Below are 18,169 nucleotides of genomic sequence, written 5' to 3'. Positions count from 1 at the left end.
GATTGATAGCAAATATACTACATCTCTACTTATTATTAATGTGTACCATTTTTGTATTAAAAGTACTTCGAAATTTATCAATTCCAGCAAATATTTTAGAAATGGCACATATAGTGTATAAAAAATCTAAATGAGGTGAATCCCATAAATTCATTAAAACCCAATTCAGATGAGATCAAATCTACACAACATACTTTTCTTAGACTATCTAAAACCAAACGGCTTGTGTTAAGTTCCCTTTTCGCCTGTCTAGCCGCCCTCTTTCAATCAGCAGGGGGATTTTTTCCTGGGATTGGTTATTTTATTAGTCCATTAGCCACTGCTCCAATCCTTTTTTGCTCCATGCTTTCTATTCCACTTGGTTCTATTTCTTATTTTCTGACTATCGGATTACTTCTAATTCTTCAGCCAAGTGAACTTATTATTTTCCCCTTTACAACAGGTTTGTTAGGGATAGCTACTGGGGCTTCTTTTTATTTTTTTAAAAAAAAGTTAACTATTATTGTTAGCGGTGCCACACTATTAACTGTTGGAATTATTATCTTATTATACGGTTTCGAATTCCCAGTACTAGGTCCTACTATTTCTCAAACTTTTTCATTTCTTTCACTTAGTTTCATTTTATTATTTGCTATCTTTTATAACTGGGTTTGGGTTGAAATTAGCATAATCATTTTTAAAAGGGTGAAACCGATTATATCTTCTTAACTTCCAAATTACACCTGTACTCGGAATAAGTGGATTAGTACTTTCAGTCAGTATTAAGATTCTAAAATCTGTAATATACCTTTTTTTGTATTCCATAATTAACATCAATCGGCCGTTCCAAGCCGCCCCCCTCTGTTGCACTTGCTACAAGCCCAGTCCTATTGATAGCAAATGTCGTAATTTTTCCTGTTTCGTGGTGAACCCTCCTTTATAGTTTGGACAGCACCCCATGCAGGCACCAAAAACTGTCGCTACATTTACTCCCCATTCGACCATGGTTTGCTTTGATTTTAACTATAACCCTTCGTTTGGTCCAATTGGGGAGGTATTAATTGCTGAGTTTGGAAGTGAGGCACCAGATACGACTGGTGGAAACCCTGCATCTCTAGTCGGTGACCGTGTTTCTAGTGGCTGTAATATTCCTTCGGGTTAAAATAGACGTTTTGTCACAGGTTGCACCCTGTTTAATCGGGCCAGCCGTACAATGTACAACATTCCTTGTCGGATCCATTAAATTTCATCCGTAGATTGATCAACAACGCGACTTCCTCGAACATCCATTCCATGATTACCGTAAAACAAACCATTTTTTCGATCAAATTTTAGCCGAAATGGATTCCTTAGTTACAAGAAACTATTCAAGCTGAGTTCCATCAAAATTCGCTCTCAAAATAACTGCCGCTCGCTTTCACTATCCTTTTTTATATTCCGATAGGTAGGACACCGAATGGAGAGTATGCTCCTATCCATACTTGTTCACTTGATTGATTAAATAAAATATTTCCCGTTTCAAAATTTTGTCCGACTAGTGGAATGATAGAACCTGGATAATCATGAAAGTACGGATACTGCTTCACCCATCGGCTATTATCAACTCTCACTACACCGGAGTTAGTCGTGCCGTTCCTTGGCTGAAATACATCTTGCCATCTGGATCGAATATAACACGATTATTATGATGATCACCTAGGCTCGGTAATCCTGAAATAATATTCTTCTTAGTTCCATCTGATTTTACTATCGATTCACGGTACCTATCCTAAAAAAGCCTCTATTTCTATATATTCAAAAGAAAGTTGCCTTCATTCAATCATCTTGAAAAGACATCATGTATTAGATTTATAAGGTCACGTCAATTATTACAAGCTCATTTGATCTACATAAAGCCTCTTTCAGCGTATTTTCAAATTCAACTACATGATTCACACGTCTTCCTATGACTCCAAAGCTAGTTGCCAACTGGACAAAATCTGGGTTTTGAAACATTATTCCATAGCTCTTTCCAAACATCTTATTCATCGTCTCCTGTTCCAATTTCAATATTGAATCATTTAGAACAATGATAATGAAAGAAAGTCCGAGGCGCTTAGCCGTCTCTATTTCAGAGAAGTTCATTAATGCTCCACCATCCCCAGTTATACAAATTACAGTTGCACCGGGACAAGCTAATTTAGCACCTATTGAACCTGGTATTGCGATTCCCATCGAGGCCAGTCCATTTGATATTATAAGTCTTTTCGGCTGTCTAGGCTGATAAGTGCGAGCAATAGACACTTTATGGGCGCCCACATCAGAAATCACAATGGTGTTCATTGAAGAGAGTTTTTCGATTATATGTAGGATATTCTCTATCGTTAAAGGTAATGAATTTAGATCTTTCTGTATCTCTTCAATTTGATAGGATTGCTTGATTTTTTCTTGAAGATTCCCGAAAGGAACCCATGATTTAGTTGGGATATCAAGTTGATTAATTATCCTCAAGGTTTGCTTGATATTTCCAACCAGTTCTACTTGTACTGGATAATACTCATCCATTTCGGCAGGTATTGCATCCAGATGTATAATCGGCAGTTTCTTCTTATTCCATTCTTTAGGTAACTTTTCCACGAAATCAAATCCAATGACAATAAGTAGGTCGGCTTCCTTGATGACAGCTGATACTTCGTCTTTCTCATTAAACCCAAACGTGAAGAAATTAAGAGGGTGATGTTGAGGTAAAACGCCTTTTGCCATAAAGCTATGAATCACTGGTGCTTGAAGAGCTTCGATAAAGGGGTGGAGTTCAGCTACGGCTTCTTGTCTAACCACCCCGTTACCAATAATAACAAGCGGTTTCTTATATTGTTGCATAAGTGTTAGTGCATCATTAATCGACTCTATTACAGGGATGCTTTCTGGAACAGGAGTAATCGGTAAGGGGTTGCTTGAAATCATTTGACTTGCTAAGTTTTCCGGTAATTCTATTGCTACTGGTCCTGGTTTCTCCATCCTTGCGACTCTAAAGGCTTTTCGGATTATTTCAGGAATTCTTTGGGAATCTTTTATTTGAATACTCCATTTTGTTGCAGGTTCAAATACTTTTGCCATATCCAAATACTGATGAGATTCTTTATGTTGTCTTTCAAAAGCAGCCTGTCCCGTTATGACCACTACTGGTGAATGGTCTAGCTTCGCACTTGATATACCTGTCAACAAATTGGTAGCACCGGGTCCAAGCGTTGATAAACATACACCCACCTTATTTGATAATCTTCCATATACATCTGCCATGAAAGCGGCCCCTTGTTCATGACGAACATTCACAAACTGAATTTGATGAGAACGGGATAAGGAATCAACAAGATCAAGAATTTCTTTACCAGGAATGCCGAAAACATATTCGACCCCTTCGTTTTCTAAACATTGAACAAGTACATCCGTTACTTTCATATTGTCCTCCTAATGCACTCTTTACTTCATACATCCTTGCTTATAAAGTATCCAGGCTTTTCTTTTAGGATTACCCTATTCACTAGCAATCATTAAGAGAAGTAAATATTTTTCTCTACTCAATATAATTCTGTTTTTTAAAGAAAAATATTGTAGTCTTATTTTCAGTAACTTATGTATTTAAAAGGTGTAGCCCAAAAAAGAAAGGGTCAGACCCCGCAACAACTGATTTAGTGTGCGAAGTCATACCCTTATGAGATACCCACCTTTTGAACTTAAGACAATACCGAACTTCCCATTAAATAACAGTCTACTTCACGTGCAACTTCTCGACCTTCATTAATCGCCCATACAATGAGGCTTTGCCCCCTTCTAGCATCACCTGCAGCAAAAATACCATCGATGTTTGTTTTGTAATCGCCATAGGCAGCATTGATTTTTTGATTCGTTATTTCTACACCGAATTGAGTTAATAACGGTTCTTCTGTTCCTTCAAACCCAATTGCGATGAAGACCAATTGTGCGGGCCATATTTTTTCGGATCCCGGAATTTCTTTGTAGAAATAATTCCCATTATTATCTTTTGATTTTTTCATTTGAATTGTGTGAAGCTCTTTTACATTTCCCTTTTCATCTGCAACAATTTTCTTCGTCTGAATGGAATATTCACGTGGATCGACACCAAATTTCGCTTCGGCTTCTTCATACGCATATTCAAGAGTAAAGACGTTTGGATATGCTGGCCACATATTTTCAGGCGTACGAGATGTCGGTAACTTTGGGTGCTTGCCAAATTGCACGACACTACGACAATTTTGACGAAGAGCGGTAGCGACACAGTCAGCTCCTGTATCTCCACCTCCGATTACAATTACATCCTTGCCTTTTGTGTCAATGAACTGGCCGTCCTCAAAATTAGAATCTAGTAAACTTTTTGTAGTGGATGTTAAGTAATCCATTGCAAGGTGTATCCCTTTCGCCTCTCTGCCATGAAGCACAAGATCACGTTGTTTTTGAGCACCTGTGCAAAGGATAATGGCATCAAACTCATTTTGAAGTTCGCAAGCTGAGATGTCTTTGCCAACTTCCGTATTTGTGATGAAATTGATGCCTTCTAAAGTTAATAATTGTATTCGACGCTCAACAATTTCTTTTTTAAGCTTCATGTTTGGAATGCCGTATATTAATAATCCACCTGCACGGTCTGAACGTTCATAGACGGTTACATTGTGACCCGCTTGATTAAGTTGATCGGCACTTGCTAAACCAGCAGGTCCAGAGCCGATAATAGCAATTTTCTTCCCTGTTCGTTTATCTGGAATGCGTGCTGTGATCCATCCTTTTTCAAATCCCTTATCAATGATGGTTCGCTCGATATTTTTGATAGTGACCGCTGGATCAGAAATGGCTACTGTACAAGCCCCTTCACAAGGAGCGGGACAAACTCGACCTGTGAATTCGGGAAAGTTATTCGTTTTAAGCAAACGATCTAACGCTTCCTTCCACCTCTCTCGATAAACTAAATCATTCCATTCTGGAATTAAATTGTGAATGGGACAACCTGTTGTCATCCCTTGTATTTCCATCCCCATATGGCAGAAAGGTGTGGCACAGTCCATGCACCGCGCTCCTTGCTGACTTAACATCGTATCAGAATAAGGAGAAGAATATTCTTCCCAGTCGTTTAACCGTTTAAAAGCATCTCTATCGTTTGGCTTTTGACGAGTATATTCCATAAATCCTGTTGTTTTTCCCATGTACCCCTCTCCTTCCTTATTTCATCATCATTGTTTCAAATGTTTGAACAGGTTTTCTTTGCTCTCGTCTAGCGTTCGCTTGAAATGCAGCCATTACAGCTTGTTCTTCTGTCAAACCAGTTAGCTTTTGATCTTGAACACTTTCCAACATGCGCTTATAGTCCTTCGGAATGACTTTTACGAATTTTTCAGCGACATCATCCCAATTCTCAATAACATTACACGCTTTAATACTGCCCGTGTATATATAATGACTAAGAATCATTTCCCACAATATAGCAACATCGTGTCGATCATCGATTGCACAAAGTTCAATCATCTCTTGATTGCACAGTGCCGTAAACTCATCACGATTATCCGGAAGAACGTAAGCGACTCCTCCTGACATACCTGCCGCAAAGTTTTTCCCAACGTTCCCTAAAATAACAGCGCATCCACCAGTCATATATTCACATCCGTGCTCGCCAATCCCCTCCACTACAACGTTTACACCACTGTTTCGTACTGCAAAACGTTCACCAACGAGACCGTTGATATAGACTTCGCCGCTAGTTGCACCAATTAAAGCAACATTCCCGGCAATTACATTTTCAGACGCTACAAGCTGTGCTTCATGGGGTGCTTTCACAATCAGTTTTCCACCGGATAGTCCTTTTCCGAGATAGTCATTCGCATCACCAGTTAAATGAAGACTCATTCCATTTGGGACAAAGGCTCCGAAACTTTGCCCGGCTGACCCTGTAAAGCGAAGTGTAATTGTATCTTCATGTAAACCTTCTTTTCCATACCGCTTTGACACTTCACTACCGACAATGGTTCCAACAACACGATTGACATTTGAAATCGGAAGCGTGATATCCACTGGTATCTGATCTTCTAAAGCAGGGAATACGTTTGGCAAAATTTCTAGAATATCTAGCGTTTCATTAATCTTATGATTTTGAGGTGTTTGGAACGTACGAATTCCTTCAGGCTGATATAACAATGTAGATAAGTCCAAATATTTTGCTTTCCAATGATTCTTTGTCCGCTCACTTATTTGAAGGACATCGGTACGACCAACCATTTCCTCAACTGTTTTAAATCCAAGTTCTGACATAAGTTCACGTACTTCTTGGGCAACAAAACGCATATAGTTCACAACATGATCGGGATTCCCGCTAAATTTTGCCCGAAGCTCAGGATTTTGCGTTGCAACCCCAACAGGACAAGTATCCAAATGACAAGCGCGCATCATTACACAACCTAGAACTACAAGTGGCGCTGTCGCAAAACCAAACTCTTCTGCGCCTAATATTGCAGCCATGACAACGTCTTTACCTGTCATGAGCTTTCCGTCCGTTTCTAAAATGACTCGTTGACGTAAGCCATTCAGTATTAATGTTTGATGTGCTTCTGCAAGACCAAGTTCCCAAGGTAGCCCGGTATGCTTAATGCTAGTTTTAGGAGATGCACCTGTTCCGCCTTCGTAACCACTGATAACAATGACATCTGCAGCTCCCTTAGCTACTCCAGCTGCAATGGTCCCTATGCCTGCTTTTGATACTAGCTTCACACTGATTCTTGCATCACGATTGGCGTTTTTCAAATCATGAATCAATTGTGCCAAATCTTCAATTGAGTAAATATCATGATGCGGTGGAGGTGAAATGAGTCCAACACCTGGTGTAGAACCCCGCACTTCTGCAACCCACGGATACACTTTATTACCTGGAAGCTGTCCTCCTTCACCTGGTTTCGCTCCTTGAGCCATTTTAATTTGCAATTCATCTGCATTGACCAAATAATGGCTGTTTACACCAAAGCGACCTGAAGCAATTTGCTTTATGCCACTTCGACGGTTATCGCCATTTTCGGCTAAGATATAACGACTTGAACTTTCCCCTCCTTCGCCACTGTTGCTTTTACCACCTAAACGATTCATCGCAACCGCTAATGTTTCGTGCGCTTCTTTACTTAAAGAACCAAAAGACATCGCACCGGTTTTAAATCGACGGACGATTGAATCAACAGATTCTACATCCTCAATTGGCACTGCCTTACGTGATGGATCAAATGAAAATAAGTTGCGTAAGAAGCCAATCCTTTCCTCATTTGCCATATGGGAATATTGTTTATACAATTCATAATCACCTTTGCGGGTAGCCCATTGCAAGGTATGAATCGTCTTTGGGTTAAACGCATGGTGTTCACCGTCTTTCCTCCATTGAAAATCGCTTCCTGAATCTAACGTATCATCACTCGATTCAATAAATGCCTTCTTATGACGAATCCTAGCTTCTTCCGCAATAATTTTTAAATCAATGCCCCCAATTTGTGAAGTTGTACCGCAAAAGTAACGATTGATAACACTTGAACCGATGCCTACCGCTTCGAAAATTTGTGCACCACGATAACTTTGTACCGTCGAAATACCCATTTTTGACATCACTTTAACGACGCCATCGGTAACACTTTTAACATACTTATTAACCGCTTCTTTATAGCTAACTAATAAACTGCCATCTAAGATTGCCTCTTTATAAGTAGCATAAGCGAGATAGGGGTTGATCGCATCCGCACCATACCCAATAAGTGCGGCAAAATGGTGAACCTCTCTTACATCTCCGGCTTCAACGATTATGCTTACTTTCGTGCGATTTCCTTGTTTAATAAGATGATGATGTAGGGCACTTACTACTAATAAAGAAGGAATTGCAACATCATCTTTATTCATAAAACGATCGGATAATATTAACAGGCTTGCACCTTGATTTATTACTTGATCTGCTTCTAGGAATATACACTCGATCCTTTTTTCTAAATTTTCCGAAAATAAAGTGTTTATATACGCACTCTTAAAGTCTTGAATCTCTTTTAATTGCTTCATTTGACTATTCGTTATTATAGGTGATTCAAGCTGAATCCTACGAAAATTTGTTTCATCTGGATGAAGCAGATTCCCTTCGGCGCCTAACAGCGTCATCGTTGAAGTAACAATTTGCTCGCGAATTGAGTCAATCGGTGGATTGGTGACTTGAGCAAAGGATTGCTTAAAATAGTTGAAAAGGGATTGTGGAAAATCCGATAATACTGCTAGTGGACTATCATTCCCCATTGAACCTAGCGGATCCTTTCCCTCAATGACCATTGGCAGCAAATATTTTATAACTTCCTCATACGTGTATCCAAACGCTTTTTGCCGTGAAAGCAAATCAGGGATTTCAACTTCTTCTCGTTCCTCATTATCTAATTGAACAAGGTGTTCATCCAACCATTCTTGATACGGATAAGCCCCTGCCAGTTCCGATTTTACTTCTGCATCGGAAATTATCCGTCCTTGTTCTAGATCGATCAGTAGCATCTTCCCCGGGCTCAAACGTTCCTTATATAAAACATTTTCTGGTTCCACGTTGATTACACCAACTTCGGATGAGAAAATAATATGATCATCTTTTGTCACATAATAACGCGCTGGACGTAGACCATTACGATCTAAAACAGCCCCAATTTGTCTCCCATCGGTAAAGGATATGGCTGTCGGACCATCCCAAGGTTCCATCAAACAGCTGTGGTATTCATAAAATGCTCGCTTTTCATTCGACAAATGAGGGTTATTTGTCCAAGGTTCAGGAATAAGAATCATGGCTGCGTGAGCTGGTTTCCTGCCTGCAAGCACCAAGAATTCCAATGCATTGTCTAACATCGATGAATCACTGCCATTTATATCAATAATCGGTAACACTTTCGATAAATCGTCTCCAAATGCTTTAGAGACAAGCTTTTGTTCACGGGCTTTCATCCAGTTAATATTTCCTTGCAAAGTATTGATTTCTCCATTATGGATGAGATATCTGTTCGGATGCGCCCTTTCCCAACTTGGAAATGTATTCGTACTAAAACGAGAATGTACGAGAACGAAGGCAGAAACAAAAGACTCATTTTGTAAATCCAAGTAAAACGCATCCACTTGTTTGGGAGTCAGTAACCCTTTGTAAACAATCGTCCTACTGGAGAGGCTAGCAAAATAAAAACGTGACTCACTCTCTTTCGCCCATAGTTCAGCTTGTTTTCTAATAATAAATAATTTACGTTCAAATGCTAAGTCATCCTGGATATCAATATTCGCTCTGATAAAAACTTGGCGAATAATTGGGCATGTTTTCATAGCTTTTTTTCCGATTATTCCGACATCTACTGGCACAGTTCTCCATCCTAGAATTATTTGTCCCTCTCGTTCAACTAAGTCGTTTATTTGCGCCTCAATCTTTATTTGCTCGGTTTGATCATTTGAAAAAAAGATCATTCCAACGCCATAGCGCCCTTTTTCAGGCAAATGAAAGTTTAGGCAAACTTGACGGAAGAATTCATCTGGAATTTGCACCATTAATCCTGCACCATCTCCTGTAAGTGGATCACTTCCCTGGCCGCCACGATGATCTAATTGACATAGCATTTGAAGTCCCTTTTTCACAATATCATGTGTTGCGTTGCCTTTTATATGAGCGTATAAGCCAATTCCACATGCATCATGTTCAAATTCAGGACGGTAGAGACCTTGCGCTTTTGGTAGTTGATTAAAGGTCATGATTATCTCCCCCGTTTCTTTTTTACCAATATCTTTGTTTTTTATTGTAATTTTCCCAATCAATATAAACAATATATCATTTAGATGTAAACCATATTGTTTTTATATAATTAATTATAATGATTTGAACATTACACCCCGATATTCTGATTAATCTAACTCAATCACTTTTTATCAATTGAAATTAACCAAAATTTTAAGATTTATCCTGTATTAACGATCAGTAACCGCTACTCATTGCGGTTTGACTTTATTCAAAAAAAGTTACTTTTTCACATTTTCAAAAAAACAATAGATCCCAGCGGTTCATCAATTTTTAAAGATTACCAAATTACGTGATATTGTATGTATTCAAATAGATTTAAATAATATATCATTTAGATATAAACAATCTTGGATTAGAATATACGAGGAGGTAAATTCATGGAACTGCGTCAGTTAATCTATTTTATAGAAGTCGCTGAACGGGAGCATGTAACAGCTGCTGCAGACCATCTTCATGTGGCACAATCCGCAATAAGTTTACAAATTTCTAAACTTGAAGCTGAACTTGGTGTGAGTTTATTTGAACGAGTTGGAAGAAACGTTAAACTTACCCAAATAGGAAAAATTTTCTTAATCCACGCGAAAACAGCCATCAAGGCTGTCGATTATGCAAAAGAGAAGGTTGACGAGTACTTAGATCCAGAAAACGGGACGATAAAAATTGGGTATCCAACAAGCTTGGCGAATCATACGCTACCAACGGTTATTTCTGCTTTTAAAGCAAAATATCAGAACGTTTCCTATCATCTCCGACAAGGATCCTATGCATCTTTAATCGACTCTGTTAAAAACGGAGATATCGGACTAGCATTGCTTGGTCCTGTTCCTACAAATGAACCGGAGATTAAAGCAGATATTTTATTTTCGGAAAGTTTTTCTGCATTAGTACCTGAGAACCACCCTTTGGCAGAGAAAAAGAGCTTATCCCTTAGCGATTTACGAAACGATGACTTCGTATTATTTCCAAAAGGATATGTTCTTCAAAAAATAGCAGTAGATGCTTGTTTACAAGCAGGTTTTGCACCAAACATCATTGCGGAGGGAGAAGATATGGATGCGATAAAAGGTCTCGTTTCAGCTGGTATAGGTCTAAGCATCTTACCAGATGGTACTCTTTATGACACTACACCTCGCTTCACAGTAAAAATACCGATTGATACTCCACAAGTACAAAGAACCGTAGGAATTATCTCTTCTAAAAATAGAAGCTTGGCACCAACTGAGCAAGTTTTTTATCAATTTGTTAAAGAATTCTTTTCATTGTTGGAGCATTATCGTTAAGTTTGTTTATAAATCTATATATGCGCAAGCTCACAGCCAAAGATATCAACCTCTTTTAAAACGACAAAAGCAAAGGGATTCCCTCTGCTTTTTCCGTCGTGGAAACGTATTATATATAATCTTTTAATCTACTCATTTAATGATATTGAAACCAAGGGACCCAACATTTGTTGATGTCTTTTACTATAAATAGCTCTCCTACAGAAGCACTTTGAGCTGGTAGCAATCTCGGAAACCTTAGCCTGACAAACCAAGAATGATTCGCTACGTCATCCCGGCAAAAATTAATCGCTATTTTATAATAAGTTTGCTCAAACCCGGTCAAAACTGGCATAGGTTTCAATACTTCAACACTCCATTCTTTATATTCAGAACTTGTCCCATAAACATCAGGAATAATAGCAACCAAAGAACGGATTAGTTCACTTTTTTCATTTTCGGTGGTTTTTTTTAGACTTTTTACCTTTGGACATTCTGAATCAAGTATAGCTCCCCTTTACTGGAGATGAGAGTAACAGGATTACTAACAATGAAATTTGAAAAGTTTTTTTCATTTTTCACCTCATGTTTAGTATGCACAAATCAAGCAGGTACACGTTCCAATTCCCATCCAATCGTTTCCTTTTATCAGAAAAATCTTTTCTCACCTAAAAAAGTAGTTAATAACCGAAAGATGGATAGGTAAACTGATATTCTCATACGAATATTCCAAAGCATGTCTCATATCTTTATACAAAGACCTATTGGGAGTGAGTCAACATGAAATCTTTTTACAAAGGAACCATCATATTGATTGTTGCAGCGTTCTTTGGAGAATGTATTGAGTTTTTTGTCAATATGATCCTCGCTAGAGAACTTCGTGAAGAAGGAATGGGTCTTTATATGTCCATACTGCCAATCATTTTCTTAGTTTATATTATTTCCGGCTTCGAATTACAGGTTTCTATATCGAAATTTGTTGCTGAAAATAAATCAAAACTTCATTATAATTTACTGCAACATGCACTTAAATTAGCAGGATATGCAATCCTGATCACACTTTTGTTAACATTTATCGTTGTATTATTTTCGAATGTTTTGGATAATTTTCATCCATATGTAAAGTGGCTATTAATCGGGTTAATCCCAATTGCAGCTATTTCAACGATTGCAAGAGGGTATTTCATGGGCGTTCAAGAAATGGGGAAAATCGCCTTTTCAAACTTTTTGAAAAAAGGATCTCAATTTCTACTGCTTTTGCTTATCTTTCATTTTCTACAATTTGACCAAGAAAAATCACTACTAAGCGCGTTGACTATATTAATTGCCAGTGAATTCATTGTATTTCTCTATTTGATTAGCTTATTTATCATTCAAATGCAAACAATGAGAAAAGTTTCAAATACGTTGATTTCAGGTAAACATGCACGTTACAAACTGCTTGCAGTATCAGTACCAACCGTAGGACTTCGCATTTTTCACGCCATTACCAATGCCATCCAGCCCTTTTTAATCCACTCAGCTTTACTATCAGCTGGGTTCGGCGCGGTTATGGCGACTGAACATTTTGGAATGTTGATGGGAGTAGCCATGACAATTGGCTTTTTCCCCGCTTTTATTGCTCATTCATTGATGATTATGCTCATTCCAAATGTATCGGATGCCTATGCCAAACAAGATTATCAAAAATTAAGAAATTTATTGCAAAAATCCATGTCCTTAACACTACTTTATGGATTACCTGCTGTCTTTATTATGTATGTATTTTCAGAACCTCTAACTGCACTCTTTTTTTCGTCAACTACAGCAGCGGTCTACCTTAAACTTTTATGGCCTTATTTCTTATTCCACTTCTTCATTATCCCGATGCAGGCTTATTTAATCGGTTTAGGATTAGTGAAAGACGCATTCATCCATACTGTATGGTCCCACATCATCTCATTTATGCTTATGTATCTATTAGGATCTCAATCCTTTTTAAATATGATTGGTGTTATTTTGGGCATGAACACAGGTGCTGTTTTATTAACCGCGATGCATTATGTAACGATTTGCAAAAAAGTTGGGATTTCAATTTGGTTAACGAAGCCTAGACAAAATGTCATTTAACAATTTAGCTCACTATTAAATATGGATCTACAAATTCAAATCCAATAGTGAATACCTTTAAAAAGATTGAAAAGTGTAATGAAATATTTTTGAAACGAATCAATATCGGTAATGCCAAATAATAAAATACGTTTCACTTGGTTAAAACCATAGAATGTCCTAACCATATACTAAGACAACAAAAAAGCTATCAAAAGGATATCTTTTGATAGCTTTTTTCATATTCTATATCTTATGTGGAATGTGTAATATCAACATTTTTCTTTTTCTCTCTTTTTTCCTGTGCCAATATTTTATTGAAGTCTTTAGTTTCTGATACAACAACTCCCGCTAGTGCGACAAGAGCAATCAAGTTCGGTATCGCCATTAATCCATTAAATACATCAGCAATGGTCCACACTAAGCCAAGGCTCATACCAGCACCTACAAATACAGATAAAGTGTAAAAAGTTCTGTACCACATAATCGATTTTATTCCAAATAAGTATTCAAAACACTTTTCTCCATAATAAGCCCATCCTAATACAGTGGAGTAAGCAAAAAAGATAATGCCAATCGTAACAATCCACCCGCCAATTCCTGGAAGCATCAGATCAAAAGTTTTGGTAGTTAAAGCAGCGCCAGATAATTTGCTTTCTGTAAATAATCCACCCATTACTAACGTGATGCCAGTTATTGAACACACGATGATCGTATCAAGAAAAGTTCCAGTCATCGAAATAAGAGCCTGCCGCCCTGGATGATCGGTCTTAGCTGCGGCTGCGGCAATTGGAGCAGATCCCATACCCGCTTCATTTGAGAAAACTCCTCGTGCTACACCATATCGGATAACTGCACCAATGGCGCCTCCTGCTACCGCTTCCCCTGTAAACGCATCTTTAATAATCAAAGCTAAAGCTGCAGGAACTTCCGTTATATTAAATAAAATGATAACTAGTCCACCTACAACATAAAAAATGGCCATAATCGGTACAAAGTATGCTGTAACTTTACCAATATTTTTAATACCACCCAATATAACAAGGGCAGTTGCAATCGTTAAAATTACACCCGTAATCCAAGGGTTTAGACCAAAGCTAGACTCAACTGCAGCAGCAACAGAATTGGATTGAACTGTACTACCTATTCCAAAAGCAGCGATGGCACCAAAAAGAGCAAATAGAATAGCCAACCATTTCCATCCTAATCCTCTTTCAATATAATACATGGGTCCACCAGCCATTTCACCACGTTTTCCAATCGTTCGATATTTAACTGCAAGAATCGCTTCAGCGTACTTAGTTGCCATCCCAACAAGTGCTGTAACCCACATCCAGAACACAGCACCTGGACCACCTAAAACAACGGCAGTAGCTACACCCGCAATATTACCTGTACCTATTGTAGCAGCCAAAGCTGTCATTAATGATTGAAAATGAGAGATATCACCTTCTGAAGAATGATCTTGGTTCTTAGAAAAAGCAAGTTTTAATGCATATGGTAGTTTACTAAACTGGAGGAAAGATATTCGAAGCGTTAAATAAACCCCAGTTCCTACTAATAAAATTAGTAGTGGAGGTCCCCAAATTATGTCACTTAATTTAGTCATAAACTCAGTCATAGTTTCACGTTCCTTTCTCTTTAAAATAATAACGAGCTGGGTACAGAGTATTTCCTGTTAATTTTCATTTTTATACTGAAAAAACACATTAAATAAAGAAGTGATAGCTGTTACTTGTGATTTATTTCAGCATTTTCAGTGCTGCTTAAGTGAGATGCAACATGACTCCAAGACTTTAAATTAGATAATTTCATACGCTTGATAACCAATGATAATAATTCCTCAGGTGCCAATAAAATTATTTGACAAAACAATAAATCAAACGATAAATTAGAGTGATAATTTATAATGTTCTGAATTTTAACGCGAAAAAAATATAAGATTATGATAATTACCGTATCTTTCTTGTTTACTGTTAAAAATGATAGATTTGAAAATTCTAGTCCAAATAATAAAATAAATAAGTGAGGTCCTTTCAATAAATATAATGAAATTTGTTAGATAATCAATAAAGCTCCTCCTTCAATTACACTCTATTTGTACTATTATATTCCACGAAAACTATTTGTACAATATCAAAAATAAGGTTTTATTACACTTTATCAACTTGTCATTTTATTGTTTAATGGTTTTAGAAGCAAAAGCTAGATGAAAAAATAAAGCCTAATCCTGTTATAGATTTAATCTAGTCATCACCATTTATATTCATAACAAATATTGTAGTAGTATAACAGAAAATGATAAATATAGATTATCAGGATATTAAGAAGAAAAAGGTTGTCCCAAAAGAGTCTAACTTGAACTCTACATACCGTTAATTTCGTATAATGGGGCAGCCTAATAAAGTGAACTTCAAACAGTGGGGGGTTCTTCATCCCCCCACCTAAGCTTCTTCGATTCTGCTAAGTCTCCAGATGGGAGTCTTACTTCCCGTTAATGTGGGATGAAATGAGTTTTACTCTATTAAATGAGAAAAATCGTTAATCACTATGCTCATTAAACCGTTTTACGTACCTCTATCCATTATGTATAAGAGCCTTATTCACATACTAAAATCTGTCTTGAAAATAATCCTTTTTTCGCTATACATCGATCAATAATCTCTAATCCAGTATCTTCAATCATCTGGTCGATTGTTTCTATCGAAATCACAACTAATTTTCTAGCAATACGTCGTGCATGCTTTAGGATAGATAGTTGATTCTCAAGTGTAGTATGTGTATACAAATTATATGGCAAATCGATAATGGCTACATCATAATACTCTGATATCTCGGAAATTGGACCACATGATACATCTCCTTCAAAACCGAAATAGCGAAGGTTTTCGTTTATTCCTTCTATTATCTGTGGATTAATATCACGGCCAACAATATCAATTCCCATCGAAAGTGCTTCTACCAACACTGTTCCAATACCACAACACGGATCAATTGCTTGAACTCCATCAGGATTCGGTATAGCAATATTAGTTATAGCTCTTGCTACACGTGTACTAAGTGCAGTCGAATATTCATGAGGTTTTTTTTGATGATGGAACCAAATCGACTCACTCTTTCGATAGATTCCAAAATACCATCGCCCAGCCATAGTAACTATGCCGTACTCATAATCAGGTTGATAGAAATCGAACTCTCCATTGATTCGCAAACCTAATTCGCGTTCTATACTACGACGTTCTTTATATTCAATTTTCTCCGATTTATCAAGGTCATTAATTTTCACAAAAATAACTTTGAATGTTGATTCATACAATTCTATAGATTGAACCTGATCTAGGATTTCCGATAAGTCATTCCCTTCGAAGAGGACTTCAATCCTTTCTTTGATAAAAGGACTTCGGCTCGGATTGACTTTAACATCCGTTTTTAAAATATTCATTTTCGTCTCAATACCAAATAAGGAGCGCATTTCCATCTGACATAATGCGCGTTCATCCATCCGACATGCATAAGTATATATAAAAGCTGGCATTCGCTTATGTTTATTCAATCTGTTCCCACCCTTTATAGATAAAATCTTTCTTCTCTTAACCTTATCCTTTAAAGAATGGAAAAGCAAAATAAAGTGAAACTTCAATCAGTGGGGGGTTTCTTCATCCCCCACTGATTGTTAGTCCCGTTCTACTGTCGCTAAGATCTTCGCTTTCGCTTCGATCAATCGTCAGTATGAACCCGAATCAATGAATCACAGACTAAGTTCGCCGAGTCCTGCGGCAACGTCTGTGTGACCCACATCCTGTGGGCCTCAACTAAACCTCTGCTCACGCATCGGTAAGTTTCACTGTATCTCACCAATCGGGCTATTTCGGGCAGCTGTCCCCCACCTATGCTTCTCCGATTCCTGTTAGCCTTGAGAAGTAGGGTCTTACTTACCCCCTTCATGCGGAAAAACTCTGTTAATACTTATCCAATCGCGTTAAAACCATTCTCTCCCAAACCTTCCATGGAAGTATGCTCTTTAGTAATATTCCTATTTTAACGCCTCGGCCAATCTTAGTGCGGAGCTTCATTTCTTTGCTTATCGCTAGCTTAGCAACCTTTTTTGCAACATCCTTTGGATCTCCATACGAGGTTTCATTTTGCTTTAGATAGTTTTCCATTTTTACGAGATATTCATGATATGGGGAATTTTTATGTAAAGATTTTTCTGTTATATGTTTTCCGTTAGTCCAAATATTGGTTTTATATGAGCCTGGTTCAATGAGGGAAACATCTATTCCAAAAGGTTTTAACTCAAGACGAAGGCATTCACTAAAGCCTTCAATTGCGAACTTCGAAGATACATAGGGAGATAGTCCTGGGAAACCCATTTTACCACTGATGCTACTAATTATTATAATTTTCCCGTTCTCTTGTTCTCTCATATAAGGAAGTACCGTTTGAGTTATAGCAATTACGCCCAAAACATTTGTTTCAAACTGTTGTCTATATTCATCAATTGGAATGTCTTCTACAAATCCGGCACCGGCATATCCAGCATTATTCACTAATACATCTACTCTCCCATGCATTTCAATATTGATTTTGAATCGCCGTATAGAGTCTTCAGACGTAACATCCAGTTCATAGATTTCTATCCGATCAGCGATTCCTGCCATCTCTGCTCTCTCTATTAATTCCGTCTTTTTACCCTTATTTCTCATCGTAGCCATTACTTGAAATCCTTGCTTGGCAAGCTCCAATGAAGTTAATAATCCAAACCCACTTGCTGAACCCGTTACAATTGCAATTTTCTTTCCCATAGACTCGCACCCTTTCGAATGTACCGATTTAGTCCGTATTACTAATATCAAAGCTTTACATCTATGTATACTTACCACATTAATAACAGTACTTTTTCCATTCCTTCATCTTATTTCACTAGGGAACCATTGTATGTATCCCGATTGAACAGGAAGAAAAAACCGCTGATGGATGTTTCACTTTACCTATGATAAAGTAAACTATAATTGACATCTACTATTAAAGTGCA

General features: G+C 37.6%; 9 protein-coding genes. 3 read left to right on the top strand and 6 right to left on the bottom strand.

The genetic code is table 11. The features are described from left to right. The first annotated feature begins 937 nt into the window (after window positions 1–937). Entirely contained in the window at window positions 938–1,141 is a 204-nt protein-coding gene (locus V179_RS29045; RefSeq protein ID WP_028390829.1) for a hypothetical protein, read from the top strand. A 686-nt stretch (window positions 1,142–1,827) separates the two neighbouring features. On the opposite strand, the gene V179_RS0106865 is transcribed toward V179_RS29045, so the two are convergent. The 3 genes from V179_RS0106865 to gltB form a co-directional block, all read right to left on the bottom strand. After that, complete coding sequence (locus tag V179_RS0106865) at window positions 1,828–3,417, bottom strand: acetolactate synthase large subunit (RefSeq protein ID WP_028390828.1); 1,590 nt, start codon at window positions 3,415–3,417, stop codon at window positions 1,828–1,830. Between the two features lie 275 nt (window positions 3,418–3,692). Beyond that, entirely contained in the window at window positions 3,693–5,174 is a 1,482-nt protein-coding gene (gltD, locus tag V179_RS0106860; RefSeq protein ID WP_028390827.1) for a glutamate synthase small subunit, read from the bottom strand. Window positions 5,175–5,190: 16 nt separating this feature from the next. Further along, complete coding sequence (gene gltB / locus V179_RS0106855) at window positions 5,191–9,741, bottom strand: glutamate synthase large subunit (RefSeq protein ID WP_028390826.1); 4,551 nt, start codon at window positions 9,739–9,741, stop codon at window positions 5,191–5,193. Between the two features lie 423 nt (window positions 9,742–10,164). On the opposite strand from gltB, the gene V179_RS0106850 reads away from it, so the two are divergent. Both V179_RS0106850 and V179_RS0106840 read left to right on the top strand, forming a co-directional pair. Then, window positions 10,165–11,067 carry a LysR family transcriptional regulator gene (locus V179_RS0106850; RefSeq protein ID WP_028390825.1) on the top strand — a complete coding sequence of 301 codons (903 nt, stop codon included), beginning with the start codon at window positions 10,165–10,167 and terminating at the stop codon, window positions 11,065–11,067. A 759-nt stretch (window positions 11,068–11,826) separates the two neighbouring features. Next, a complete protein-coding gene (locus V179_RS0106840; RefSeq protein WP_028390824.1) occupies window positions 11,827–13,155 on the top strand; it encodes an oligosaccharide flippase family protein in 1,329 nt (442 codons plus the stop codon). A 232-nt stretch (window positions 13,156–13,387) separates the two neighbouring features. On the opposite strand, the gene V179_RS27235 is transcribed toward V179_RS0106840, so the two are convergent. The 3 genes from V179_RS27235 to V179_RS0106825 form a co-directional block, all read right to left on the bottom strand. Beyond that, on the bottom strand, window positions 13,388–14,755 hold the full coding sequence (locus tag V179_RS27235; protein WP_034300858.1) for an alanine/glycine:cation symporter family protein: 1,368 nt from the start codon (window positions 14,753–14,755) through the stop codon (window positions 13,388–13,390). A gap of 978 nt (window positions 14,756–15,733) precedes the next feature. After that, window positions 15,734–16,687, bottom strand: a complete 954-nt coding sequence (locus V179_RS0106830; protein WP_028390823.1) for a TRM11 family SAM-dependent methyltransferase — start codon at window positions 16,685–16,687, stop codon at window positions 15,734–15,736. A gap of 406 nt (window positions 16,688–17,093) precedes the next feature. Next, window positions 17,094–17,939, bottom strand: coding sequence for an SDR family oxidoreductase (locus V179_RS0106825; RefSeq protein WP_028390822.1), 846 nt, complete (start codon window positions 17,937–17,939; stop codon window positions 17,094–17,096). Window positions 17,940–18,169 lie beyond the last annotated feature (230 nt).

This window comes from Bacillus cihuensis (assembly GCF_000504145.1).
GTDB lineage: Bacteria > Bacillota > Bacilli > Bacillales > DSM-1321 > Peribacillus > Peribacillus huizhouensis.
The sequence above is the reverse complement of the archived record's forward strand: the minus strand, read 5'-3'. Positions and strand labels throughout refer to the sequence as shown.

Excerpts from the sequence above, each read along its gene's own strand:
- V179_RS27235 (WP_034300858.1), bottom strand. The coding sequence starts at position 14,755 with ATGACTGAGTTTATGACTAAATTAAGTGACATAATTTGGGGACCTCCA.
- V179_RS0106825 (WP_028390822.1), bottom strand. The coding sequence starts at position 17,939 with ATGGGAAAGAAAATTGCAATTGTAACGGGTTCAGCAAGTGGGTTTGGA.
- gltB (WP_028390826.1), bottom strand. The coding sequence starts at position 9,741 with ATGACCTTTAATCAACTACCAAAAGCGCAAGGTCTCTACCGTCCTGAA.
- V179_RS0106850 (WP_028390825.1), top strand. The coding sequence starts at position 10,165 with ATGGAACTGCGTCAGTTAATCTATTTTATAGAAGTCGCTGAACGGGAG.
- V179_RS0106865 (WP_028390828.1), bottom strand. The coding sequence starts at position 3,417 with ATGAAAGTAACGGATGTACTTGTTCAATGTTTAGAAAACGAAGGGGTC.
- V179_RS29045 (WP_028390829.1), top strand. The coding sequence starts at position 938 with ATGCAGGCACCAAAAACTGTCGCTACATTTACTCCCCATTCGACCATG.
- gltD (WP_028390827.1), bottom strand. The coding sequence starts at position 5,174 with ATGGGAAAAACAACAGGATTTATGGAATATACTCGTCAAAAGCCAAAC.
- V179_RS0106840 (WP_028390824.1), top strand. The coding sequence starts at position 11,827 with ATGAAATCTTTTTACAAAGGAACCATCATATTGATTGTTGCAGCGTTC.